The following is a 23,158-nucleotide window of genomic DNA, read 5'->3' on the forward strand; positions in this document are numbered from 1 at the left end:
GAGCGTTGTCGTGCGCGGCGCTGCCTCAGTCAAGGACCTTGACCTCCAGGGCTGGTGAGGCCGCGATCTGGTCCTCGGTGAACCGTTCGGTCACCCACCCGCCGGCCGAGAACAGCTTCGTCTGATCGGAATAGTGCGGCGAGTTCGGGTTGGCCGACTGGGAGTAGGCCAGCACCGAGGAGGACTGGGGCGGGCCGTCGGCGGTGAACTGCGTCTGCTGGATGAAACTGGATCCGAAGACGATGTCCAGCTTGCCGTCGACCATGCCGGGCGTGACCACGTTCAGCACGCCCAGTTCGTGGATCGAGCCGTGGATCGGGATCTGTTCGCCGTTGCGGGTGATCTTCTGGACGTCCGACAGCGGCGCGTTCAGCGCGATGCCCGCGTTGCGCAGCGCGAGGACCGCCCGGGCGAGCGCGTCGCGGACGGCGGAGCTTCCGGGGTCCAGCGAATTGGGCGTGTGCACCGGGTCCTTGGGGTCGAAAGGAACCCGCCACGGCAGTTTCTCGATCGCCTGGCCGTTGCTCAGGTAGGCCCAGAAGTTCTCGAACAGCCAGGAACCCCGGCTGTCCGCCGTGTACTTGTGGTCCTTCCAGGCGGCCAGGACCGGGCACGCCTCACTCACGTTGACCAGGTTGCCGTCCACCAGGACGAGCCCGAACGGGACGCTCTGGCACATGCTCACCGTGGCGTTGAGGGCGAGGGCGGCCGCCCTGCTGTTGTCGGCGAACAGCAGCTGCCGCATGTTCTCCGGCGTGAAGCCCCGGCCCGCCAGGCCGTCGGTGCCGTTGATCCGGTTCTGCGCGGTCAGGATCAGCTCCTGGGTGCGCAGCGACCGCGGCGCGGCCGTGTCGCCCATCACCCTGGGGAAGGACAGCGGCTGCTCGGGGTTGGCGAGCCAGGCGCTGTCGTTGGCGTTGCCGACGAAGTCGGAGCGGATCAGGCGCGGTTGCTTGTGCGGGTCCAGCAGTCCCGGCGCGACCGCGTTCGGGTCGTTCGGCCAGTCGCACTCGCTGCGCTTGCCGTCGAAGATGGAGATCGGCGGCACGTTGGGCAGCCGCAGCTGCTGGTTGAACAGCACTTGGCCGGTCATGGTGAGGCACGACTGCGCGTGGGCGTCGGTGATGTTCGGGGTGGCCTGGATGTCCGCGTACAGCGCGTTGCCCTTGCGGTCGGAGGCGACGGTGTTGAAGAAGGGCACGCCCTCGGTGGTCTCCAGGGTGTTCACCACGTCGTTGACGTCCTTGGCCTGGTCGAGATGGAACCAGGTGTTCAACGCCCGCAGGTTGTCCATGTTCGCGTCGCGCACCGCGTGCGCGCTCACCACCCAGGGCAGCGGGACGCCCTGCATCGACGTGGTGATCGGGCCGTAGCGGGTGGACCACATCGTCCTGGCGACCCTGCCGACGGAGCCGTCCGGGTTCAGCACGTCGACGCCGACCTGCTGCGAGGTCATCGGCTGCCAGGTGCCGTCCACCAGGTAGTTGGTCGGGTGCAGCGGGTCCACCTGCACGTCGAACAGCCCGAACGGGGCCACCGTGGCGACGGTGTGGCTCCAGGCGACGTCGTCGGTGTGCCCGATGTTCACCGCGGGCAGGCCGAGCAGGCTGGCCCCGGAGACGTTGATCCTTCCCGGGATGGTCAGCTGGCTCTGCCACATCCGGTTCTTGCCCTGCCAGGGGAAGTGCGGGTTGGCCAGCAGCATGCTGGTGCCCCCGGACACACCCTGGGAGCCGATCGCCAGGGCGTTGCTGCCCATGCTGCCCTGTTGCCGGCTGGCGGCCATCGCTTCGCGGATCTTCGTCGCGGTCTCCTCGGGTGAGACCGCCGGCTGCGGGGCGCCGGGCGGCGCGGCGGTGGCCGAGGCCCCCGGGGGTGCGGCGTTCACCTCGCCGTCCAGCAGCGGATCGGCGCTGCCCATGATGATCTCGGCGTGCGCGTGCCGGTAGACGTCCAGCTCCGTGATCGGCCGCACCCAGGCCGCGCCGCGGCAGGCCGGGTCGGAGATGTTGTTCACGCCGGTCTCGGCCAGGTACCTGTTGTAGCCCTGGACGTAGCCGCGGATGCCCTCCTTGACCTCCGGCTCCGGCCCGTTGGGGGCGGGCTGGTCGATCAGCCGCTCCACCACCCGGTTGTCGTTGATCCGCTGGAAGTACAGGTCGCTGTTGAGATTGGTGGTGCTGTTCTGGTTCTGGCCGGGGCTCGCCTTGCCGTCGGCCCCCAGATAGCGGGACCGCTGGGCGTTGACCATCAGATAGGTGTCGGCCAGGGTGCAGATGTTGTCCTTGGCCGCGGCGTAGCCGTAACCCTCGCCCAGCCCCTCCCAGTTCGAGGCGATGATGTGCGGGATCCCGTACTCGGTGTAGCGGATCGTCGGCTTGTCCGGCCCCGCTCCAGCGGCCGGTGCCCCGGTGGCCGGTGCCCCGGTGGCCGCTATCGTGCTCATCAACGCCACCGCGGCCATGACCGCCAGCGGCAGCCTCGTTTTGGGTTTCCTCCGTGCCATCGCGCCGTCCTTCCCCTGTGGTCCAGGTAGTTGTCTGAACGCTGTCACGCTAGGAAGGACCGATGACATCCCGATGAACGGGCCGCTCCCCGGGCCGCGCACAACAGATCACCACCTGTCGGTGGCCGGATGTTCCGGGCCGCTGACAGGTGGTGAGGGGTTCGGCCAACGGACTCGGCCGAGGGGCGTTCGGTGGTTACGCGGGATACCAGGCGCCGTTGTACCAGACCTCGTTGGCGCTGTCGTTGTGGTGATCCATGTTGAAGTCTTCGGGGTAGTTCTTGATGTGGTTGTTCGGGTAGGTCCAGATCCCGGCGGACTCGTCGCAGACGTAGTCCCAGTGGCAGATCGTCTTAACGGGCACGTTGCCGAAGAACTTGTCGGCGCCGGCCAGCGGAGCGCCGATGATGCCGCCGAACGGCACGGCTCCGCCGTTGGCACCGGGAGGGCCCTGGCGCTTGGGGTCCGCGATGAGGATCGCGTTGACGTTGCCGAACGTCTGCCAGTTCTCGGTGACCCAGATGTGCACCACCCCGGCGCCCAGGGAGTACCCGGCCATCTTCACGTGCTGGTCCGGGCAGGCGGCGCGCTGGTCGCGGACCAGCCGGTTCAGCTCGTTGACGCCCGCCCGCGCGCTCGCGCCGTTGGGGATCTGGGTGGGGTACCCGACGTGCTGCTGGATGTTGCCGTAGAAACCGTCGTTGTTCCAGGAGCTGCCGGTGCCCCCGACGACGATCGTGTAGGTGCCCTCGCACGGAGCGGCCACTCGTGCGGTGGCCCCCTGCGCCGTGGCCCCCTGCGCCACCGTCAGTCCGACCGTCAGCAGGACTCCGGCCGACGCGGCCGCGATCCTTCGTGCTCGCATTGCGATCCTCTCCACGCAGTCGGCCTACGCGTCCGCTCTCCGATGCGGTACGCGCCCGGCCGAGGTCACCGGACGACAGTGGCAGCGACCGATGACATCCCGATGAAGTGCACCGTCACGTCGCCGGGACCCGCCCGCACCCCTGTCGCGGGCGGCCCCCGGTGGCCGGTCAGGCGAGGGTCTGGCAGAGGTTCTCCACCCGGTGCTGGACCAGCGCCTCGACCTGGTGGTCCGGGTGCACCAGCAGCACCGCGCCGCCGCTGAACAGGTAGGCACCGGCCGCGAGGTACGGGTTGCCGGGGTGGACCCGGGCGGAGATGTGCGAAGCCTTCGGGACCTCCCACAGCGTGCTGCCGTCCGGCCGGCGGTACTCGGTGGCCCGGCCGCTCTGGTCGCGGTCGACGTGGGCGCCGGTGTCCACGTTGGTGTAGCGCAGGATCAGCGGCCCACGCCAGAGCACCTTCTCGGGTGAGCCGTCGGGGTAGCGGGTGACGGTCTTGGTCTCCTCCTGGTCGAGCAGGTCGGTGATGTACAGGTGGAACGGGCAGACCGTCCCGGCAGGCGCGTCGGAGTCCTGACCGTGGTACGGCTGCCAGCCGTGATCGCCGTCGGCCTGCGCGGCCGGGGCGGCCAGCAGCAGGACCGCCGTCGCCAGGGTCGCGCCGAGGGCGGCCGGTCGGGTGAGGTACGACGGCATGCGCATGGAAGCCTCCTGGGAGCCGAGTCGGGACCGGACGGCCGCTCGGCAGCCCACTGCCGCCGCGGCCGTGCCCTGGGTATCGTCGGACCGCGGCGGCACCGGCGCGATGCTTTCGGCCTGAGCCGAAAGCCCGGGCGCGCGTGGGGAGGCGGGGCATGGTACTGCGGATCCACTTCACGGCCGAGGACCTGCTCGGCACCCGGTTCGCGGACGGTCCGGCGCCGCTGATGGAGCTCGAACTGGCCGTCGCCATGCTGCAACGGCGTGATGTGGGACCGGCGTTCGCCCGCCGGCACCGCCTGCTGGGTGCCACGGCCGGGCGGTCCGTCGCGCCGCTGCGCGAGCTGGTCCCGGCGAGCGGCGCGGGGCCGTTCTTCCTCGATCCGCTCAGCACCGACCTGGCGCACGGGCTGGAGTCGGTGCGCTCCTCCACCAACACACTCGTCCGCAGCGAGCTCGATCGCGTCTGCCGCAACGGGCTGCCCGTCACCCCACTGATGCGGGGCCTGGCGAGCGAGGACCGGCAGGCCTGGCAGTACCTGGAGGGCAGCCTGCGCGCCGCCCACGCGGCGCTGGTCGAGACAGTCTGGCCGCGGCTGCGCGCCGGCTTCGACACCGACGTCGCCTGGCGCGGGCAGGTGCAGCGTGAGCAGGGGCTGCGCGGGATGCTGGCCGGCCTCCATCCGGGCAGCCGGTGGCGCGGCAGCACGCTGGAGATCGCGGTCGCCAAGCAGGTGGAGTACCGCCTGGAGGGCGGCGGCGTTCTGCTGCTGCCGTCCGCGCAGTGGACCGGCGAGCCGCTGTGCGGCCCGCTGCCGGACGGATCGCTGCTACTGGTGTACCCGGCGCTCACCCCGCTGCCCTACCTCGCCGAGGAGTCGCCCGCACCGGGGGCGGACCCGGACGAGCCGGTGGCGGCCCTGCTCGGCCGGACCCGGTCCGCGGTCCTGCGGCTGACCCTGCGCGAGCCGACCACCAGTCAGCTCGCCCGGGAGCTGGGCATCTCGGTGGCCAGCGCCTCCGAGCACGCCCGGGCGCTGCGGCGGGCCGGGCTGGTCAGCACGGTGCGGGCCGGCCGGGCGGTGCGGCACAGCTGCACGCTGCTCGGCCATCGGCTGCTCGCCGCGGCGCAGGCTCCGGCACCGCGACCCGCCCCGTCCACGCAGCGTCGGCGGTGAGCCGGCGGATCGGCACACCGGAGCGCGGGTGACCCGTGCGGTGAAAGACCCGATGGTCGCCGGATGTTGACACCCCGGAACCTCGAAAGACGCGCTCCCCCGGTCGACCCCGAACGATAATGGACATGTCGAACACGCCTGGCCGTCGGGGCCGGGTACGGATGCGTCGGGGCCGGGTTCACGGGTGGCCGGAAGGGAACGGGTGCGTCGCTTCGCAGGGACGAGCACGGGCGGGAGTTCAGCCGGCGGGGGTTCATCGGGGCGGCGGCCCTGGTGGGCGCCGGTGCGGCGTTCGGGCCGGTCGCGGCGGCCGCCGGGGCCGAGGGGGCGGACGCGCCGGGCGCCCGGCGCCTCCGCCGCCACCTCCTACCAGGCGGCGAGCTCCTCGCTGGTCGTCGACGGCGAGGTGGTCTCCGGCGACGAGGACGTCTCACCGCTGCGCCCGCCTGGACTCCCGACGGCGGGATCGTCTACTTCGCCGACGGCCGGATCACCGACCGCTCCCCCACGCTGAGCACCGCGAAGGAGATCCCGTTCACCGCGCGGCTGGAGGTGCCACGGCCCGAGTACCGGCGCAAGGTACGCGACTTCGATGCCACCGCCGAGCGGGACGTGCGCGGTGTCCACCTGCCCGCACTCTCACCGGACGGGCGGTCCGTCGTCTTCTGCGCGCTCAACGCGCTGTGGCTGATGCCGATCGGAGGGCGGCCGCGCAAGCTCTTCCAGGCGGCCCCCGCCCACTACGTGCAGATGCCGTCGTGGAGCCGGGACGGGCGCAGCATCCTGTACGTGTACGACGGGAACGGCGACGGCCTGGGCGCGGTGCACCGCCTGATGCTGGAGGACGGGGCCGACACGGTCCTCGCCGGGGGCGGCCGCTTCAACCCGGCGCTCTCGCCCGACGGCACGCGGCTGGCCTGCCAGGACGTGCTGGGCAACCTCCTCGTCGTCGACCTCGCCACCGGGGCGGAGAGCCGGCCCACCCCGCCATTCGGCGGCAACGGCCTTCCCGGGAGGCCCAGTTGGTCCCCGGACGGCCGCTACATCGCACTGTGCGACCGCAATCGCCTCAACCACCGCTTCCGCGAGGGCTACAACGTCATCCGCGTGCTCGACACCCGGGACGGTTCCTCAAGGTCCTTCCTCCCCCTGCCGGACACCTCCGTCGCCGACCGCTGCGACAGCGGTCCGGTCTGGTCCCCCGACGGCAAGTGGCTGGCACTCGTGGTGGAGTCCGCACTGTGGGTGCTGCCGGTCGAGCCGGACGGCACGCCCGCGCGCGAGGCCCGACGGATCACCGTCGAGGCAGCCGACCACCCGTCCTGGTCCGGCGACTCCGCCCGGCTGCTCCACCTCTCGAACGGGCAGCTGCGGCTGACCGGCCTCGACGGCGCCGACCGGCGCACCGTCCCCCTCCCGCTGCGCACGGCCCGCGCCCTGCCGCCGCGCTCCGACGTCACCCGCATCCACGCGGCCCGGCTGTGGGACGGCACGGGCGAGAACGTCCGCGAGGACGTCGACATCGTCGTCTCCGGCAACCGCATCACCGCCGTCGAACCGCACCGCCCGGGCGCACGGCGCTCGGGCGAGCGGCTGGTCGACGCCACCGGCTGCACGGTCCTGCCGGGCCTGTGGGACTCCCACACCCACCCCTACCAGAACACCTACGGCGGCCGTCAGTCCCGCCTGATGCTCGCCTACGGGATCACCGGCACCGCCTCCATGGGCGGCTTCGCCTACGAGCAGGCGCGCATCCGCGAGTCCGTCGACGCCGGGGTCATGGACGGGCCCCGGTTCCTGACGACCGGCGAGCTGCTCGACGGCAGCCGGGTCGCCTACAGCATGGGCCGGGCCCACCGCACCGCCGACGGGGTGCGGCGCAGCCTGGAACGCGCGGAGGCGCTGGACTACGACTTCGTCAAGACCTATGTAAGGGCCCCGGGTTGGATCATGGCCGAGGCGGCGCGAACGGCGCACGAGCGCCTCGGGGTGCCGGCCGGCAGCCACTTGCTGACCCCCGGGGCGCAGGTGGGGCAGGACCTGACGACCCACCTGTCGGCCACCCAGCGGCAGGAGTACGGCCGGGCGGTCTCGCCCACCGGGCGCGCCTACCAGGACGTCCACGAGATCTACCGCGGCGGGGACTTCGCGATCATCATCACCCCGTTCTCGGCGGCCTACCTGCTCGGTGACGATCCGACGCTCGCGCAGGACGCCCGGGTGACCACCCTGATGCCGCCGTGGGACGCCGCCGGCGTGCAGCGCCAGGCGGCGACGGCGCCCACGGAGGCGCAGCGCCGGGCCGTGCGGATGGAAACGGACGTCTATCGGAGGATCCTCGCGGACGGCGGATCGCTGGCCCTGGGCACGGACTGCCCGATCACGCCCGTCGGCCTCCACCTTCACCTCGGCCTGCGCGCCCTGCACCAGTACGCGGGCCTGTCACCGGCGCAGGCGCTGCGCACGGCCACGGTGGCGCCGGCGCGGCTGTTCGGGGTGCAGGACGACCTCGGGACGGTGGAGCCGGGCAAACTCGCGGACCTGACGGTGGTCGACGGGGACCCGTTCCGCGACTTCACGGACCTGGTCCGGACCTCGTGGGTGATGCGGGACGGTGTCGTGTACCGGCGCGCGGACCTGGTGGGCGGCGCCGGGCAGGCCCAGGTGGCAGCGCGGTCGGCGGGCCGGGACGAGGACTGGCTCGCGGTCGGCGAGGCCCTGCGGCGCGACGGCTGCTGCGCGCCTTGATGACCAAATCCTTTCCCATGAGGAGAGCTGACGATGTGCCTGTTCCGTGGCATCGTCGCGCTCTCGTCGGCCAGGGGCCCATGGGGGCTGAGCCACGATCCCGCCGTGGAGGCACTGAACTACCATCCGTTATCCATACCATCACCCGCTTTAGCGAGCATCGGACCGCTCGCCCCGGACGCCCCCGAGACGATCGGACCGTACCGGCTCCTCGCCAAGCTCGGCGCCGGCGGCATGGGCCGGGTCTACCTGGCGCGCTCCGCGCAGGGGCGGACCGTGGCGGTGAAGGTGGTCCGCGCCGAGTTCGCCGACGACCCGGAGTTCCGCCGTCGGTTCCGGCGCGAGGTGGCCGCGGCCCGCTCGGTCGGCAGTGACCACACCGCCCCCGTGATCGACGCCGACGCCGAGGCCGCGCTGCCGTGGCTGGCCACCTCCTACGTCTCCGGGCCCTCGCTGGCGACGGTGGTCGGCCGGTTCGGGCCGCTGCCCGAGCACACGATCCGGGCCGTCGGGGCCGCCCTGGCCGAGGCGCTGGTCGCGATCCACGCGGGCGGCCTGACGGTCGGCTACCGGGGAGCGCACGCGCCCGGTCGCACCCCCCGTCGAGCGGGCGCCGGGCGCCCGACCGCGCGCCCGACCCCGAGCCCGCACCTACGCCCACCACGACGCCCGCCCCGACGGAACGCCGCCGGGCCCTGGGCCGGCTGTCCCGGCGGCTCTTCCTCGCCGGCGGCGCGCTCGCCGCCACCGGCGGCACGGCCTGGTTGCTCGTCGACCGGCACATCGCCGCGACCAACGCCGCCCGCCGCGTCCCCCACGTCGAATCTGAAGCCGCTCTGGCACTACCCGGCCACCGACTTCGCCTGGTTCCTGGTGCCCGTACCTTCCGCGAAGACCCTCGTTCTGCTGCTGAACAAGGGGACGGTCGCCCTGGACACCGACACCGGCTCCGCGAGGTGGACGAATCCCGACTTCAGGAGCGCCTACGCGGTGACGGAAGGCTCAACGCTCTACCTGTGGAACGGCAAGACCGCCGACGGCTTCGACCTCGCGACCGGGACGGACACCTGGACCCTCACGTCCGCCGTCGGAGCCCCGGTCGCGGCCAGCGGTGACGTGCTCTGCCTCACGATGGGCAAGGACGGGTCCCGTATGACCGGATGGTCCATCAGCCGCAAGCAGGCCGTCTGGACCCGCCCGAACCAGCCCGCGGTCATCGCCATCGCCGGCGGGCTGGTCCTGACGGCGGACAAGAACGAGATGCAGGCCGTCAACTGCCTCGACGGCACGAGCAAATGGACCTACATCACGCCGCCACCGCTGGCCCGGGAGGTCTTCGCCACGGATGCGAACGGCTTCTACTGCACGATGGAGTCCCCGAGCACGCTGTACGCGGGGAACCTCGACGACGGCACGCCCCGGTGGAGCGCCAAGACACCTGGCGAGCGCGACATCGGGGCCGTCACGGCCGCCGACGGAACCGTGTTCGCGGTCTCTACCTTCAGCAGAACGCGGACATCTACGCCGCCCCCGTGAGCTGACCCGGCCCTGAGCACACGCACGGTCGGGTCTCTGTCACAGGAGCAGCGCCTCGAACTCCGGAAGTCGGCCGAACAGGTCGGGGAGGCCGCGCACGCCGTTGCGCACGGACTCGTGCGACAGCGCGAGGTCAGGGCCGGTGCCCGCCTCGACACCGGCGAGGCACCGGAGGATGTTCCACCTCGTGTGCCCCAGCCAGCCGGCGATCATGAACACGAACCAGCTCGGACCCGACGGCGGCAGCGCTCCGCCCCCCGCGACATAGCCGTCGAGGACCGAGCGGAAGACGGCGGGCTCGATGTCGTCGAAGCCAGGCCCCTTCGCGAGGCTCAGCGCGGTCGAGCCGAGCTCAGTGGACAGGTCGAGCATCCCCGAGAGCTCCCAGTCGAGCACCACCGGCCGACCCTCTCGGGCCAGCAGGTTCCACGGTCGGATGTCCTTGTGGGTCAGCACGACGGGGCCCGGCCGTTCGCAGGTGTCGACGAAGTAGGCAATCGCGAGGAACGTCCCGACGTGAGAGGCGAGTTCGTCGGCCCACGGCTGTCCGGTCGCCACCGCCCGCGCGGCGAGCTCGGGCCAGTCCCGTGCCGTCGGGTCCTCGATCGACACATGGGTCCACGCGACGTCGAGCGCGTGGATGCGCGCGAGGATTCCACCGATCTCGAACGCGTACGCCGCCGACACCGGTGCTTCGGGCACCTTCTCTCCCTCGACCCATCGGTGAACGAGCGTGTCGTGGCTGGCCGAGATCGGCTCTGGCATCGGGATGCCGGCGACGAAGGCCGACCGCTCAAACCTGAACACGTCCTCGACGCGATAGGTCAAGCGGCGGTCGACGAGGTTCAACTCCTTCACCGCGAACGACCCTTGGTCGGTGTCGAGCCGGTACATCCGGTTGGCGAACCCGCCGTGGACACGGATCATCGGCCCGATCGGCTCACCGAGATGCGAAAGGTTCACCCGTGCATGCTAGTGCCGCATCAGGCAACGTTCGCCCTGTAGTGAGGCCCCGCCTGTCGACGGCTTCGGCCGCTGGCGATAATCGACCGATGAGCGCCATCGATCGCCCTATGCCGCCCCTGAACGCCGACGAGCGCACGACGCTTGAAAGCTGGCTCGACTTTCACCGCACCACACTGGCCATGAAGTGCGAGGGTCTGGACGATGAGCAGGCCGCCGTCGCGTCCGTGCCGCCGTCCGGCTTCACGTTGACCGGCCTGGTCCAGCACATGGCGGAGGTGGAGCGGAACTGGTTCCGCCGCGTGCTCGCCGGAGAACAGGCCCCGCCCATCTACGACCCGCAGGCCGACCCGGACGGCCCCGACGGCGGCTTCGACCTTGCTGCGGGCGCCGCCCTGAGTGACGCCCTCGCGACCTGGCACGCGGAGATCGCCCGCGCCCGCGAGCACTGCGCTGACCGTGCGCTGACCGATACGGGCCGCTTCATGGAGCAGGACGTCAACCTCCGCTGGATCTACGTCCACATGATCGAGGAGTACGCCCGCCACAACGGCCACGCCGACCTGGTCCGGGAACGCATCGATGGCACCACCGGCGTTTAGCGCCGGATCAGGCAGCGTTAGCCCTGTCGACGACAGCGCGTAGGCGCTGGTCGTCGGCGTGGCGGTTTCGCCAGATGATGTAGCGGCGGATCATGCTGCCCTGTTCCTTGTGGCTGGCGTGGTCGGTGCCGTCGAGGGTGAAGTAGCGCAGCGCGGTGAACTGGGCCTCGATGCGATTGAGCCAGGAGCTGTTGGTGGGGGTGTAGGCGATTTCGACGTTGTTCGCCGCGGCCCAGGTGCCGACGCGTTGGCACTTCTTGGTGGTCAGGTGCGGGGAGAAGTTGTCGCAGATGAGATGGATGTCGAGGCCTTCCGGAACCTCCTGGTCGATCTTGACGAGGAACTTCCTGAACTCCGCCGCGCGGTGCCGGCGGTGCAGGGAGGTGATGACCTTCCCGCTGCTGGTGTCGAACGCGGCGAAGAGCGTGGTCAGGCCGTTGCGCACGTAGTCGTGGGTCCGGCGCTCGGGCATGCCCGGCATCATCGGCAGCACCGGCTGGGACCGGTTCAACGCCTGGACCTGCGACTTCTCGTCGACCGACAGCACCACCGCACCCTCAGGCGGGTCGAAGTAGAGCCCGACCACGTCGTGGACCTTCTCCACGAACAGCGGGTCCGTGGAGAGCTTGAACGTGTCCGCCAGGTGAGGCTTGAGCTGGAACTTCCGCCAGATCCGCCCGACGGTCGACTTCGACAGTCCGGACCGGGCCGCCATCGAGCTCCGCGACCAGTGTGTCGCGTTCTTCGGGATCTCCTCCAGCGTCGCCACGACCACGGCTTCCACCTCGTCCACCGCGATCGTGGGTGGCCGGCCCGGCCGAGGTTCGTTCGCCAAACCGTCCAGCCCCTCGGCCAGGAGCCGCCGCCACTTGCGAGCCGTGTCCGCGGCGATCCCCAACTCCCTTGCCACGCCCACGATCGACGGTACACCTGGACCATCGCAGGCCAGCACGATCCGAGCCCGCAGCGCCAACGCCTGGGCAGAGGTCGCCCTGCGGGCCCACCGCGTCATCACCGCCCGATCGTCGTCGGACAGCAACAACGGCTCCAACGCAGGGCCACGACGGCGCACTGGAACATCCGGAGAAGAACTCATGCACGATCTAACGACGGGTCTCCGGTGCAGGACGAGGAATTGTCAAGACCTGTGGTTCGGGGGGCTCGTGCCGTTGGCCGGGGTGCCGGGCGGAGTGTCCTTTATGGCCGTTGCGAGGGCAGCGGCTGAAGCTCGGGCCAGCGGGTGAGCATGCTCTCGCGCATGGCCGCGGCGAGCCGTCCGAAATCCTTCAGCTCGCTGCTCCCGGCGGTCATCTGGCTGACGGTCCGGAGACGGTGTGCCAGCCGCTGGCGGGCGGTCGCGGTGCCCCACTTCCAGTCGCGATTCGGGATTTTGCCCAGGTGGTCGATGGTCCCGCGCTGGGCCCGCTGGACCAATGCGTCGCCCCGTAGCAGCCAGCCGGCGCATGCGTCTGTGAGATCGTCCTGGACCTCGGTGCCAGTCGCGTTGCGCCATGCCGTCCGGTAGGCGGTCTCTGCCGCGTCGAGCAGTACCGGAGGCGGAGCGGTGGCACACCAGCAGGTCGGGAACCCGATGCGTAGGTAGGCGAGTTCCACGAGCCCGTCGCCCAGCGAGGCCTGTTCGAAGTCGATGAACCTCACGCCGCTGGTGGTGTGCATGTCGTTGCCGGGACAGGGATCACCGTGCAGCAGGGCATGGCCCGTCATCCAGGTCAGGCGGTTCACCAGGCCGTCCAGCTCAGTTCGCGCGCCGGACGGCACCACCACGCCGAGCGTCTGGGCAAGCCTGAGGAAGGAGTCGGCGTCATCCTGGGTCGGGCCCGACCAGGTCGGAAGACTGTCCGTTGCGTCGGCGCGGGTGGCCGCATGGAGCCGGGCCAGCGCTGACGCGTAGTCCACGATCCAATCCTCGCGCGGCTCCTGGTGGTCCAAATGCTCCAGGACCAGCACCCGTTCGCCCGGATCGGTGGCGAGGAGCATTGGCACCACGGGCGGGTCGACCTTGGACGCGAGTTGCAGGGCCGTGACCTCGCGGGCATACCTCTCTGCTGCTTCTGGGCCGTCGATGAGCTGCTTGACTACCACGGGTGTGCCCGACAGCTCGGCCCGCCATACCCGCGATCGCGGGCTGCTGCCCAGCCTGCGGGCCCGTTGGGGCGAACCCAGCTCAGTCCTGAGCTTCTCCCCGAAGGGCAGTCGTGACCACATGCCCTCATCCTTCCACACATGAATACAGTTGCTGGCAGAGCGAGTTGGAGGATCGGCCAGTTCGCCCTACAGCTGGGGCAGGCGCTCGGTAGATCTTGTTCATGCGGCGGTGAGGGTTTCGGCGCGCTCGATGAGCTGGCCACGTTCGAAGCGGGCTCCGGCACGGACGAGTGGGACGAGGTGGGCGCCGTTGACCGAGCGCCACCGGGCCTGGGCAGACTCGACGAGCTTGAAGACCATGGCGAGCCCGGCGGCGCGGGAGCCGGCGCCCTTGGTGACCTTGGTGCGGAGCCGGACGGTGGCGAAGGTCGACTCGATCGGGTTGGTGGTCCGCAGGTGGATCCAGTGCTCGGCCGGGTAGTCGTAGAAGGCCAGGAGGACGTCCTGGTCGTCGGTGATCTTCTTGACGGCCTTAGGGAACTTCGGGCCGTAGAGCTTGGCGAAGGTCTTGATGGCCTGCTCGGCGTGTTCGCGGTCCTCGGCGTTGTAGATGTCCTGGATCGCCTTCTTCGCCGCCGGCTGGGCTGACTTGGGCATGGCGTCGAGGACGTTGGCGGTTTTGTGAACCCAGCATCTTTGTTCGCGGGTGGTGGGGAAGACCTCGCGCAGGGCCTTCCAGAACCCGAGGGCGCCGTCGCCGACTGCGAGCACGGGGGCGCGCATGCCCCGTCTCGCGCAGTCCCGCAGCAGCCCAGCCCAGGACTCCGATGACTCCCGGTAGCCGTCGGCCATGGCGACCAGTTCCTTGGTGCCGTCCGCGCGGACGCCGATGACCACGAGGACGGCGGCCTTGGTCTCGTCCAGGCGTATGCGCAGGTGGATGCCGTCGACCCAGACGTAGACGTAGTCGGTGCCGGACAGGTCTCGGTCCTGGAAGGCGGCCTGGTCGGCCTGCCACTGGGCGGTCAGCCGGGTGACCGTGGCCGGGGACAGCCCGGCCGAGGAGCCGAGGAACTGCTCCATCGCCGGCACGAAGTCGCCCGAGGACAGGCCGTGCAGGTAGAGCAGGGGCAGCACCTCGGCGATCTTCGGGGACTTGCGGCACCACGGCGGCAGGATCGCCGAGGAGAACCGCTTGCGCTCGCCGGTGGCCTCATCGACCCGCTTGTCGTTCACCCGCGGGGCCTTGACCTCGATCACACCCGCGGCGGTGGTGACCTTCCTCGGCTGGTGGTAGCCGTTGCGGACCACCAGGCGGCGCCCGCTCTAGTCCTTCTCGTGGGCCAACTCGGCGATGTAGGCGTTGACTTCGGCCTCCAGTGCGGCGGCCAGCATCCGCCTGGCGCCCTCGCGGACGATCTCGTCCAGCAGGGAACCGTCTTTCGTCGAGCCGTCGGCATTGACTACGGTGAGCACGGGCGCGCCTTCCCGACCCGCGCTGCGAACGCGGGCCTACTCGATGACCATCACAGGATCATTCGGGAAGGTACGCCCTCCGCGTTCCTCCCGGAACCGATCCACAGGTCTTGAGCATTGCTCCCTCCTCGGTCACCAGGATGTCCAGGAATTCACGAAGCGATCCGGTCAGGTGCCGGATGGCAACCTCCGGCTCTGCGCAGTAGTCCATCACGTAGAAGACGATCCCTTGAGTGGCGCGATCCATGCAGAAGAAATCACCACCTCCGTTGACTGCGAAGGGAATCAGCTGGTCGGGGATCAGTTTCCTGTCCCGGACCAACCTCCGATAGGTGTCTTCGAACAGCACGCCTTCGGCGGACCGCAGGTACTTCATCGAGTCCCACTCGGCCACGTCGTACTCAAGGCCTCTCTCCGGCAGGATGAACTCCGACCGGATGGCGAACCCGCCGTTCCCCCACAGGTAGTGCCTCCGGAGATCCTCGGGCAGGCTGACCCCGATCGCCTGTTCGACATCGCGGATGTCGGCGAGGGTGAGCGCCGGCGCCGGATCCGACACCCAGTCTTCCCAGTTCACGACAGCCATCCCCACATGCTCGAATCCGGAACTGACGGCTCAGTGCGGCCCTGATCCACCAGCACTCCCCGCTGCGGCAGATCACCCCAATCATGGGGGTGCCTTCTCCTGGAGCCGATCTTCCCTCCACAGACTAGTCCGGCGATCCTTGCGATCAGTCGGAGAGCGTCTGGGAACTCGCGAGCGTCCGTCCTTCGAGCTTTGGTGATTCTGTCCCGCCTTGCTTGTTCAGGGCGGATGCGAGGATGCGGGTATGACGTGGTACCTGACTGTTCGCTCGGACTGTCGCTACGGCGAGAGCGTGTCGACATGTGTGCTGGTGACGTACCTGGACTCGGTGCCTGGCCTCCGGAGAACCGGCTTGTCTTCCTACCAGACCGAAGAAGGTCTCGACTGGATCCATGTGACCATCGCCGCGTGCAACAGCACCGGGAGCTACGCCGTCTATGCAGACCGGGTGCCACAGCGAGTCAACAAGGTGTTGCTGATCTGCTCCTCGTCCGGCGGGGGCTACGCCATCGCACTGGCACTGGCAGAAAAGATCGCCGACCTGCTCGGCTGGGAGGTAGCCGACGACGAGAGCGACGAGGTCCAGTACACCGCACCGGCCATACCCGTTCCGGCAAGGTGCGCCGTTGAATGTTCGGCGTGTGCGACGCCGGGGGGTCGCCAGAGCAGCCTCACATGATCCGGATCAGGGACTGCCGGGCGGCTTAGAAGTCGCGCTGACGGGCAGAATGGGCACCCCTGCGCCCATCAGGCGCGTGTCTCCCGTCGCCCAAGTCGCAACGCTCCGTGATCGTGTGTTGGTTCTCCGGCCCTGGGCCGCAGTGCTCGTGGGGACGAGTTCGCGGTACTTCCGGGCCGGTCTACGGCGGGCGGAGGGTGTGGTGGTGTGGTCGGCTAGAGTCCCGATCATGTCTGATGGTACGTCATACGACGCCCTGCACGCCGAACCCGCAACGGTGGACGAACGGTTGACCGCCCCCGAGTTCCTCGTGGGCGCGGCTCCGGAGGAAGTCGGTGCGCTGTTGGATCGTGCGTCGGGTTCCCGCGCACTGTCGGCGGCTGCGGTGTACCGGGCCTCGGCGCACCTGCACCGCGATGCCACCGCGGACGTGCGCCGGCAGCTGCTGGCCCTGGATGCCGCCCGCTTCGGCGACCGGGACCTGTCCGCGCGGATCATCGCAACACCGGTGGCGGGGGCGCCCGCGGCGCGGTGGCGAGTGGACTGGGCCACCGGCTCCCGGCTCGACCACCGGTCCGGACGTGCCATGACCGGCCACGCCGGTTCGGTGCGGTCGGTGGCGTCGGCAGTGGTGGACGGCCGTACTGTCGTCGTCACCAGCGGCGACGACGGGACCGTGCGGGTATGGGACGCGGTCACCGGTGAGCAGGTCGGCGAACCCCTCATCGAACACGGCAGCCGGGTGCGCGCGGTGGCGACCGCGGTGGTGGACGGCCGCGCCCTGGCGGTCAGCGGCGGCGACGACGGAACGGTGCGACGGTGGGACCTGGCCACCGGTGAACAGGTCGGCGAACCGCTCGTCGGAATGGTGAGGCAGTTTGATCTGGTCACGCACAAGCAGATCGGCTGGACGAAGCACGGCGACGGACCCGGCAGCGAGGTGCGCGCCGTGGCGACGACGGTGGTCGACGGCCGCCCCCTCGCGGTCGGCTGCACCCAGTGGTGGGTGTGGGTGTGGGATCTGGTCACGGGTGAGCAGGTCGGCGAGCCCTGGTGGACGGAGCGCGACGACGGGCTCGGGTGGGTATGGTCGATGGCGACAACGGTGGTCGACGGCCGCCCCCTCGCCGTCACCGGCAGCGACGACGGGACCGTGCGGCTATGGGACGTGGCCACCGGCGAGCAGATCGGCGAACCGCTCGTCGGGGCCGAGTGGGAGGGGGTCGCGCCGGGGGAGACAGGGGTGGCGACGCTCGTGGTGGACGGCCGAACCCTCGCGATCAGCGGCGGCGATGACTGGGCGGTGCGGGTGTGGGACGTGGCCGCCGGTGAGCAGGTCGGCGAGCCGCTCACCGGCCACGACGACAGAATCTGGGCGGGGGCGGCTCTGGTGGTGGACGGCCGCACGCTGGCAGTGACCGGCAGTGAGGACAAGACGGTGCGACTGTGGGACCTGGCGACGCGTGAGCAGGTCGGTTCACCGTTGGTGTTCCCCTTGCCGGTACGCGCGTTGGCCGTGGCACCGGGCGGGCGGCTGGAGGTGGGCTTCGGCTCGGAGGTCGCTGCGCTGTCCTGGCGCTGACATCGAGCGACTACGCCGAAGCTCTGGGCCAAGCACGGTGACACGCGTGTGCCGTACAGGGAGACTGGCGACGGACATGTACGAGCAGTCGAAAGCGGAAGGGCAGAGAGTGGCACTGGCGAAGAAGGGTTCCCGCCGCATTGTCGTCGACGGCGTCGAGTACCGCTGGCGAGTGAGCAGGAAACACTGGTGCTGCGACTATGACGTCAGCACCTTGGGTTACATGGTGGAGGACGCGGCCTGTCCCGGAACGACGCTCGTCGTGGAGACCGGTCGACCGGCCGTTCTCGAACCGAACATGGTGCCGACTGAGGTCATCCTGCCTCGCGAAGTCGCCGCGGGTGTTCGTGCTGCGCGGTCGAACGGCTGGACGCCCAGCTCCAACGGTTCTCCGTTCAAGCTGCGCCTTTCCGCTGTCTGACAGGACCGTGCCGCAAGAGGCGCGGCAGCGCGGGCGGGCAACCGGTCTCCCACGGATCGGGGATGGTGCGTCGGCAGGCACGACCTTCCAGGCAGGTCACGGGGCGTCGAGAGCTCCATGGTCTTGGAAGCCGCGCCTGTCCTGCCTCCAGGGCACCCACCAGTCAACAGATCACCAATCCGGGCGTCCGCCAACTACGCCGAAGCCCTGGCTGGGCGGGGCTTCGCAAAAGTAGTTTGAGGCCCACTGGCGCGCGTGTTGTACTTGGCGCATGGGGGTTGGCGACGGCCGGATGCGGTTGCGAGTGACGAGCCATCGTGTTGCCGATCCAGGTTCGGGGCTTAGCCGGATCCTGAGCACCGGTCCGATGCTCCGCAACACTTTCGTCTACCCGCCCAACAACCAGCTCGGGTATCTGAACGCCAACCGTGCCGATCTCCTTCGGCTCGGCGCTCTATTCCGCGTCGCCGCGACGAGCTCGCACAGTGCGATTTACATCCCGGTCCCGCCGGGCGCCCAACCGATGACCTTCAGCGGCAACGACACCCATCCGCTACCTGTGCTCCTGGCCCGTGAGGACACGGGATTGCGGCCTTCCGACTGGCCGGATCTGCGACACAGGATGCGCCGTGCCTCGGTGCCTTTGAGGGTGACCGCCCCAGCGACGCGATCTCCCGACCGTCCCGACGACGTCCGTCGCCGAGCCGATCGCCACCCCGCCCGCTTCGGCGAGCACGCCGCGACGATCGTCATCACCGCCCGCGCCGAACTTCTGTTCTGGATCGGAGACTGGCTCACCGCCGTCGGCGACCGAGCCACCCAAGACCGCCACGTCCAGCAGCACGGCGAAAGCTTCCTCGGCGACCTGGTCGGCTTCTTCGACCCCAACGGCACGGACCAGCCCATGCACGCCTTCTGCGTCGTCGCTGTCGAGCCGATCTTCCACCAGGCCCGCTGGCGGAAGCAGCGAACGCCCGCCGGACAACCGGATGCTGGGCATGACCAGGAGTCTGTCACGGCCCGCAGGACCTTCTCGAACGCAACGAGAGGTGGGCGAGTACCAGCCGGACTGGGTGCTCATAGGCGATGACACCTGATGTGCCTCTACCTGCTGCACGGCTCGGTCAAGCGGATCCCCGGCCTGTTGGTTGATGCGGAGACGCTCTCGTTCGAGCACCTCAGCCGGCATGCCCCTGCGTAGACCACGCCAGCCGTGACGACGCGGAGATGTTCTCAACTTGACATCAAGAGGAAGGTCCGAGGACAGCCGTACCCCGGTGACCCGGTCGTAAGCCCGGAGCGCCGCGTAGTTGGCGTCCTCCTGGAGGAGCGCCTCCTCCAGGTCGTCGACGGAACCGGAGCCGTCGACCAGCGGGTAGTCGGCGAGGGAGTCCGGCGCAGTCGCCACGCGCTCGAACCACTCCCGACCGAGGCTGATGAGGCCCGCACGGAAGTCGATGAAGCCGTCGTCGGAGAACCAGCCGCCGATCAGGTAGCAGGCTGCGCACACGTCCCAGCGGTGGCCGGACTCGCGGACCGCGCTGAAGCGCTCGTCATAGTCGAGGGGCCACGCAGCGGGCTGCCCGCACGGCCCGCGCGGCGCAGAGCAGACCCACCGGGGCTCGGGGAACGGCGCGGACCGGCTTCGGCTTCTGGAGCCATCCGCGCGGTTCACGGGGCTCCCCCTCGAACCGTACCTGGCCAAGCCCTTCAGGAACGGTAGCGGTGGAGGAAGGTCTCGACCAGGAAGCGGGCCAGGTCGGTGAGCCGCTCCGGGGGGTAGGTGGCGGGGTCGCGCAGGAGCAGTCGGCCGCCGTCCTCGAGGGTGGTGAGCACGACGTGGGCGAGGAGGTCGACGTCGACGGTCTCGGCGTCGGGCCGGTCCTGGAGGAGCCGGCGGATGGCCTCGGCGAAGCGGGCGCGGATGTCGGCCTCGGCGGCCTCCTTGTACCTGCGCACCGGTGCGGGTGAGGTGTCGACGGGCAGCAGGATGGCGCGCCAGCGTGCCGGGTGGGCGAGGACGGCGTCGTAGAAGCCGCGGGCGACGGCGGTGAAGATGTCGGCCGGGTCGGCGTCGGCCAGGTCGGTGGTGATGACGTCGGCGAGCTGGGCGAGGGCGCGCTCTCCCTCACGTTCGAGCAGGTCGCGCAGGAGGTGGTCGGAGTCGGTGAACTGGCCGTAAACCACCGGGCGAGTGACACCCGCGAGGCGGGCGACGGCGTCGACGGACACCGCGGCGACGCCGCTGGTGTTGATGATCTCCAGTGCGGCGTCGAGCAGTTGCTCGCGGCGCTCGGCCGGCGGCATCCGCGGAGCGTAGGGCCGCTTGGGGGTGGTCTGCGCTCTGGCCATGTCCCGGATCGTACCTTGCGAAGCTACACAGCTGAAGCTACGGTACTGAAGCTACATTTCCGTAGCAATTGACGGAGACGCGACGGCGCACGACAACGAAACCGGAGCCTGACGCACATGCTCGACCAGACCACGACCACCTTCCCCCAGGAGATCCTGGACCAGTGGGCCGCCACGGGAATCGACCTGCCGGCCGTCTTCTCCCTGGGCGCGCTCTGCGACCGCATGGGGATCCGCATCCAGCACGCCTCCGCCGACCGCGTCGTCGGCACGCTCCCCGTCGAGGGCAACACCCAGCCCTACGGCCTCCTCCACGGCGGGGCCTCGGCCGTCCTCGCCGAGAGCCTCGGCTCGACGGCAGCCGCACTGCACGGCGGCCCCACCAAGTACCCCGTCGGCGTCGACCTGAACTGCACCCACCATCGCAGCGTCCGCTCCGGCCTGCTGACCGGAGTCGCCACCGCCGCACACCTCGGCCGCACCACGGCGACCTACGAGATCGTCATCACCGACGAGACCGCCCGACGGGTGTGCACCGCCCGCCTCACCTGCCTCCTGCGCACCGCCGGCTGAACGGACACCCGGGACCACCCCTACAGGGTGGCCCGGCCCAGACAGCTGACTGACTGTTCGCCAGAAACGTCGACATCAGCTCGCATGCCCCAACGGTGATTCAACCGTCATCGCCACCACTCGGGCTGTCAGCGATGCTCCGGATTTTCGAAGTCGAACCGGCACCCCGCGTCCCACTCCGACCGCTGGTTCCCGTGCGCCGGGATGCCCCGGCGTCCTTGAGCATCCGCGCCAGGCGTAGCTGGTTCCACGTCAACCGCAGCCGACTGCTCGTGCTCGCCGCCCGGTACGCCGATCAGAGCAGCAATCGACGCCCCAAACCACGGCGCCCGCCAACGTGCAGATGACAGAGCGTTGCCCCCACCCCAGATCGGCGGAACACTCTGGCACCCTACCTGACCTGCGGCAAAGCACACGAAGCTGCACGGCTGGTCTCTCTGCGCGGGCATGTGGGCGGGCACGTCTGGGCGGTGCGGAACCCCCGCAAGACCAGGCGTTCACCCGGGCCGCTGTCAGAACACCACGACCGAGCGGAGCACGTCGCCCCCGTGCATCCGCTCAAAGGCCTTCTCCACCTCGTCCAGGGCGATGGTCTCGGTGACGAACGCGTCCAGGTCCAGGCGACCCTGCAGATACAGGTCGATCAGCATCGGGAAGTCCCGGGGAGGGCAGGCAGTCGCCGTACCAGGAGGACTTCAGGGCGCCGCCGCGGCCGAAGACGTCCAGCAGGGGCAGCTCCAGCTTCATCTCCGGGGTCGGAACGCCGACGAGCACCACCGTCCCCGCCAGGTCGCGGGCGTAGAAGGCCTGCTGGTACGTCCCCGGGCGGCCGACCGCCTCGACCACCACGTCCGCGCCGAAGCCGCCGGTCAGCTCGCGGGCCGCCTCCACCACGCCCGCGGCCTCGTGGCCGAGCAGGAACGGGAAGTCGTCGCTGATGCCGCCCTCGCGGTAGTGCAGGTCGGTGTGGCAGACGCCGCAGGCCTGCACGGCGACCAGCGCCTCACCGGGCCCGGGTCGGGCACCACGACCGTCTCGACCCGCACCGGCTCGCCCTTGGCGGAGGCGATGACTCCCTTGACCTGATGGGACATTGCACGACACCTTTCGCTGTGGGTGTGATCCGGCAGGGACGGACGGGTCAGCCGCAGAGCCGTTCCGTCACCCACTCGTGGAAGGCCCCGATGTGGTGCTCGCTCGGCACCAGCACGCCGCCCCGCGCGTAGGCGCGGGAATCCATGCCAAGCTGGGTGCGGTCGCACGCCTCGAAGTCCTGCACGTTCACCCGGTGGAAGAGCTCCACCGAGCGGGACAGGTCCGTACCCGACTCGACCACGTCCTTGATGAAGAGCCAGTCGCACTCGACGACCGTGCGGTCCACCGCGAGGGGGTACATCCGGTGGACGATCACGTGGTCGGGCACCAGGTTGATGAACACCTGCGGCTTGACGGTGATCGCGTAGTACCTGCGGTCCTGCTCCTCGGAGACGCCGGGGATCCGCTCGACCCCGGCACTTCCGTCCAGGGTGAAGCCCTCGGCCTCCGTCGCGAACTCGGCACCGTGCCCGACGTAGTACTGGGCCGCGTAGCCGCCGGCGAACTCGGGCAGCACCTCGGTGAGTTCGGGGTGGATCGTGGCGCAGTGGTAGCACTCCATGAAGTTCTCGATGATCAGCTTCCAGTTCGCCCGCACCTCGTAGCGGATGCGCCGCCCCACGGCGAGCTCGTCGGCCTGGTAGTGGTCGATCGCGTGCGGGTCGCCGAGCCGCTCGGTTGCGGCGCCGATCACGTCGTCCTCGAAGGACGGCGGGTCGTCGGCCAGACAGACCCAGACGTACCCGAGCCACTCCCGCACGTGCACCGGGACCAGGCCGTAGGCCGTCCGGTCGACGTCGGGCATGCTGGTCAGGTTGGGCGCGGCCACCAGCTTGCCGTCCAGCCCGTACGTCCAGGCGTGGTAGGGGCATTGGAAGTTCCGCTTGACCTCGCCGGACTCCTCGGTGCAGATCCGGGCACCGCGGTGGCGGCAGATGTTGAGGAAGGCCTTGATCGTGTGGTCTCGGGAACGGGTCACCAGCACGCTCTCCCGGCCGACCTGCACGGTCCGGAACTTGCCCGGCGCATCCAGGTCGGCGGCGCGCACGACGCAGAACCACATCGCCTCGAAGATCTTCTCCTGCTCCAGCGCGAAGATCTGCGGGTCGGTGTAGGAGGATCCGGGCAGGGTGCTGATCAGGCTCGGTGGGAGTTCGGTCGCGGTCACGGCGGTCGCCTCTCGTGAGTGG

Annotated in this window: 18 protein-coding genes and 3 pseudogenes; 8 read left to right on the plus strand and 13 right to left on the minus strand. The window is 69.9% G+C overall.

Annotation, left to right across the window (positions count from 1 at the left end; genetic code table 11):
* Positions 1 to 25: 25 nt before the first annotated feature.
* The 3 genes from ACIRYZ_RS31210 to ACIRYZ_RS31220 form a co-directional block, all read right to left on the minus strand.
* On the minus strand, positions 26 to 2,506 hold the full coding sequence (locus ACIRYZ_RS31210; RefSeq protein WP_402950690.1) for a penicillin acylase family protein: 2,481 nt from the start codon (positions 2,504 to 2,506) through the stop codon (positions 26 to 28).
* A gap of 196 nt (positions 2,507 to 2,702) precedes the next feature.
* Positions 2,703 to 3,371, minus strand: a complete 669-nt coding sequence (locus tag ACIRYZ_RS31215) for a cutinase family protein (RefSeq protein ID WP_402950692.1) — start codon at positions 3,369 to 3,371, stop codon at positions 2,703 to 2,705.
* Between the two features lie 169 nt (positions 3,372 to 3,540).
* Positions 3,541 to 4,074: a hypothetical protein gene (locus ACIRYZ_RS31220; protein ID WP_402950694.1), complete on the minus strand. Its 534-nt coding sequence runs from the start codon at positions 4,072 to 4,074 to the stop codon at positions 3,541 to 3,543.
* Positions 4,075 to 4,226: 152 nt separating this feature from the next.
* Between ACIRYZ_RS31220 and ACIRYZ_RS31225 the strand changes: the two genes are divergently transcribed.
* The 3 genes from ACIRYZ_RS31225 to ACIRYZ_RS31235 all read left to right on the plus strand — a co-directional run bounded on the left by ACIRYZ_RS31225 (position 4,227) and on the right by ACIRYZ_RS31235 (position 9,533).
* Complete coding sequence (locus ACIRYZ_RS31225; RefSeq protein WP_402950696.1) at positions 4,227 to 5,249, plus strand: ArsR/SmtB family transcription factor; 1,023 nt, start codon at positions 4,227 to 4,229, stop codon at positions 5,247 to 5,249.
* A 273-nt stretch (positions 5,250 to 5,522) separates the two neighbouring features.
* Positions 5,523 to 7,997, plus strand: coding sequence for an amidohydrolase family protein (locus ACIRYZ_RS31230; RefSeq protein WP_402950699.1), 2,475 nt, complete (start codon positions 5,523 to 5,525; stop codon positions 7,995 to 7,997).
* A 105-nt stretch (positions 7,998 to 8,102) separates the two neighbouring features.
* A complete protein-coding gene (locus tag ACIRYZ_RS31235) occupies positions 8,103 to 9,533 on the plus strand; it encodes a PQQ-binding-like beta-propeller repeat protein (RefSeq protein WP_402950702.1) in 1,431 nt (476 codons plus the stop codon).
* A gap of 39 nt (positions 9,534 to 9,572) precedes the next feature.
* On the opposite strand, the gene ACIRYZ_RS31240 is transcribed toward ACIRYZ_RS31235, so the two are convergent.
* Positions 9,573 to 10,496 carry a phosphotransferase family protein gene (locus ACIRYZ_RS31240; RefSeq protein WP_402950705.1) on the minus strand — a complete coding sequence of 308 codons (924 nt, stop codon included), beginning with the start codon at positions 10,494 to 10,496 and terminating at the stop codon, positions 9,573 to 9,575.
* Between the two features lie 89 nt (positions 10,497 to 10,585).
* Here ACIRYZ_RS31240 and ACIRYZ_RS31245 point away from each other — a divergent pair, with 89 nt between their 5' ends.
* A complete protein-coding gene (locus tag ACIRYZ_RS31245) occupies positions 10,586 to 11,098 on the plus strand; it encodes a DinB family protein (RefSeq protein WP_398258625.1) in 513 nt (170 codons plus the stop codon).
* A gap of 7 nt (positions 11,099 to 11,105) precedes the next feature.
* On the opposite strand, the gene ACIRYZ_RS31250 is transcribed toward ACIRYZ_RS31245, so the two are convergent.
* The 4 genes and pseudogenes from ACIRYZ_RS31250 to ACIRYZ_RS31265 all read right to left on the minus strand — a co-directional run bounded on the left by ACIRYZ_RS31250 (position 11,106) and on the right by ACIRYZ_RS31265 (position 15,266).
* Positions 11,106 to 12,194: an IS630 family transposase gene (locus tag ACIRYZ_RS31250; protein ID WP_402950707.1), complete on the minus strand. Its 1,089-nt coding sequence runs from the start codon at positions 12,192 to 12,194 to the stop codon at positions 11,106 to 11,108.
* A gap of 101 nt (positions 12,195 to 12,295) precedes the next feature.
* Positions 12,296 to 13,324 (minus strand): phosphotransferase family protein, encoded by a 1,029-nt coding sequence (locus ACIRYZ_RS31255; RefSeq protein ID WP_402950710.1) that lies wholly within the window; start codon positions 13,322 to 13,324, stop codon positions 12,296 to 12,298.
* A 99-nt stretch (positions 13,325 to 13,423) separates the two neighbouring features.
* Positions 13,424 to 14,680, minus strand: a pseudogene (locus tag ACIRYZ_RS31260) (IS256 family transposase).
* 58 nt (positions 14,681 to 14,738) lie between these two features.
* Entirely contained in the window at positions 14,739 to 15,266 is a 528-nt protein-coding gene (locus ACIRYZ_RS31265; protein WP_402950712.1) for an SMI1/KNR4 family protein, read from the minus strand.
* A gap of 244 nt (positions 15,267 to 15,510) precedes the next feature.
* Between ACIRYZ_RS31265 and ACIRYZ_RS31270 the strand changes: the two genes are divergently transcribed.
* From ACIRYZ_RS31270 to ACIRYZ_RS31280, 3 genes are all read left to right on the plus strand, one after another.
* Positions 15,511 to 15,945 carry a hypothetical protein gene (locus ACIRYZ_RS31270; protein ID WP_402950715.1) on the plus strand — a complete coding sequence of 145 codons (435 nt, stop codon included), beginning with the start codon at positions 15,511 to 15,513 and terminating at the stop codon, positions 15,943 to 15,945.
* A gap of 199 nt (positions 15,946 to 16,144) precedes the next feature.
* Positions 16,145 to 17,527 (plus strand): WD40 repeat domain-containing protein, encoded by a 1,383-nt coding sequence (locus ACIRYZ_RS31275; RefSeq protein WP_402950718.1) that lies wholly within the window; start codon positions 16,145 to 16,147, stop codon positions 17,525 to 17,527.
* A 76-nt stretch (positions 17,528 to 17,603) separates the two neighbouring features.
* On the plus strand, positions 17,604 to 17,948 hold the full coding sequence (locus ACIRYZ_RS31280) for a hypothetical protein (protein ID WP_402950721.1): 345 nt from the start codon (positions 17,604 to 17,606) through the stop codon (positions 17,946 to 17,948).
* Positions 17,949 to 18,501: 553 nt separating this feature from the next.
* On the opposite strand, the gene ACIRYZ_RS31285 is transcribed toward ACIRYZ_RS31280, so the two are convergent.
* Complete coding sequence (locus ACIRYZ_RS31285; protein WP_402950724.1) at positions 18,502 to 19,623, minus strand: DUF4240 domain-containing protein; 1,122 nt, start codon at positions 19,621 to 19,623, stop codon at positions 18,502 to 18,504.
* Between the two features lie 35 nt (positions 19,624 to 19,658).
* Positions 19,659 to 20,300, minus strand: a complete 642-nt coding sequence (locus ACIRYZ_RS31290; protein WP_402950727.1) for a TetR/AcrR family transcriptional regulator — start codon at positions 20,298 to 20,300, stop codon at positions 19,659 to 19,661.
* Positions 20,301 to 20,417: 117 nt separating this feature from the next.
* Between ACIRYZ_RS31290 and ACIRYZ_RS31295 the strand changes: the two genes are divergently transcribed.
* A complete protein-coding gene (locus ACIRYZ_RS31295; RefSeq protein ID WP_402950730.1) occupies positions 20,418 to 20,873 on the plus strand; it encodes a PaaI family thioesterase in 456 nt (151 codons plus the stop codon).
* Positions 20,874 to 21,001: 128 nt separating this feature from the next.
* Here the strand turns inward: ACIRYZ_RS31295 and ACIRYZ_RS31300 are convergent.
* The 3 genes and pseudogenes from ACIRYZ_RS31300 to ACIRYZ_RS31310 form a co-directional block, all read right to left on the minus strand.
* Positions 21,002 to 21,129 (minus strand): annotated as a pseudogene (locus ACIRYZ_RS31300) (flavodoxin family protein); the annotation flags it as partial.
* Positions 21,130 to 21,385: 256 nt separating this feature from the next.
* Positions 21,386 to 21,967: pseudogene (locus tag ACIRYZ_RS31305) on the minus strand (zinc-binding dehydrogenase).
* Positions 21,968 to 22,014: 47 nt separating this feature from the next.
* Complete coding sequence (locus tag ACIRYZ_RS31310) at positions 22,015 to 23,136, minus strand: aromatic ring-hydroxylating dioxygenase subunit alpha (protein ID WP_402950733.1); 1,122 nt, start codon at positions 23,134 to 23,136, stop codon at positions 22,015 to 22,017.
* Between the last annotated feature and the right edge of the window lie 22 nt (positions 23,137 to 23,158).

This window comes from Kitasatospora sp. NPDC101155 (assembly GCF_044768305.1).
Classification (GTDB): domain Bacteria; phylum Actinomycetota; class Actinomycetes; order Streptomycetales; family Streptomycetaceae; genus Kitasatospora.

Bases quoted from the DNA above. Each gene is read 5' to 3' on its own strand.
- ACIRYZ_RS31210 (WP_402950690.1), bottom strand. From the start codon at position 2,506: ATGGCACGGAGGAAACCCAAAACGAGGCTGCCGCTGGCGGTCATGGCC.
- ACIRYZ_RS31215 (WP_402950692.1), bottom strand. From the start codon at position 3,371: ATGCGAGCACGAAGGATCGCGGCCGCGTCGGCCGGAGTCCTGCTGACG.
- ACIRYZ_RS31220 (WP_402950694.1), bottom strand. From the start codon at position 4,074: ATGCGCATGCCGTCGTACCTCACCCGACCGGCCGCCCTCGGCGCGACC.
- ACIRYZ_RS31225 (WP_402950696.1), top strand. From the start codon at position 4,227: ATGGTACTGCGGATCCACTTCACGGCCGAGGACCTGCTCGGCACCCGG.
- ACIRYZ_RS31245 (WP_398258625.1), top strand. From the start codon at position 10,586: ATGAGCGCCATCGATCGCCCTATGCCGCCCCTGAACGCCGACGAGCGC.
- ACIRYZ_RS31250 (WP_402950707.1), bottom strand. From the start codon at position 12,194: ATGAGTTCTTCTCCGGATGTTCCAGTGCGCCGTCGTGGCCCTGCGTTG.
- ACIRYZ_RS31255 (WP_402950710.1), bottom strand. From the start codon at position 13,324: ATGTGGTCACGACTGCCCTTCGGGGAGAAGCTCAGGACTGAGCTGGGT.
- ACIRYZ_RS31265 (WP_402950712.1), bottom strand. From the start codon at position 15,266: ATGGCTGTCGTGAACTGGGAAGACTGGGTGTCGGATCCGGCGCCGGCG.
- ACIRYZ_RS31270 (WP_402950715.1), top strand. From the start codon at position 15,511: ATGACGTGGTACCTGACTGTTCGCTCGGACTGTCGCTACGGCGAGAGC.
- ACIRYZ_RS31280 (WP_402950721.1), top strand. From the start codon at position 17,604: ATGTACGAGCAGTCGAAAGCGGAAGGGCAGAGAGTGGCACTGGCGAAG.
- ACIRYZ_RS31290 (WP_402950727.1), bottom strand. From the start codon at position 20,300: ATGGCCAGAGCGCAGACCACCCCCAAGCGGCCCTACGCTCCGCGGATG.
- ACIRYZ_RS31295 (WP_402950730.1), top strand. From the start codon at position 20,418: ATGCTCGACCAGACCACGACCACCTTCCCCCAGGAGATCCTGGACCAG.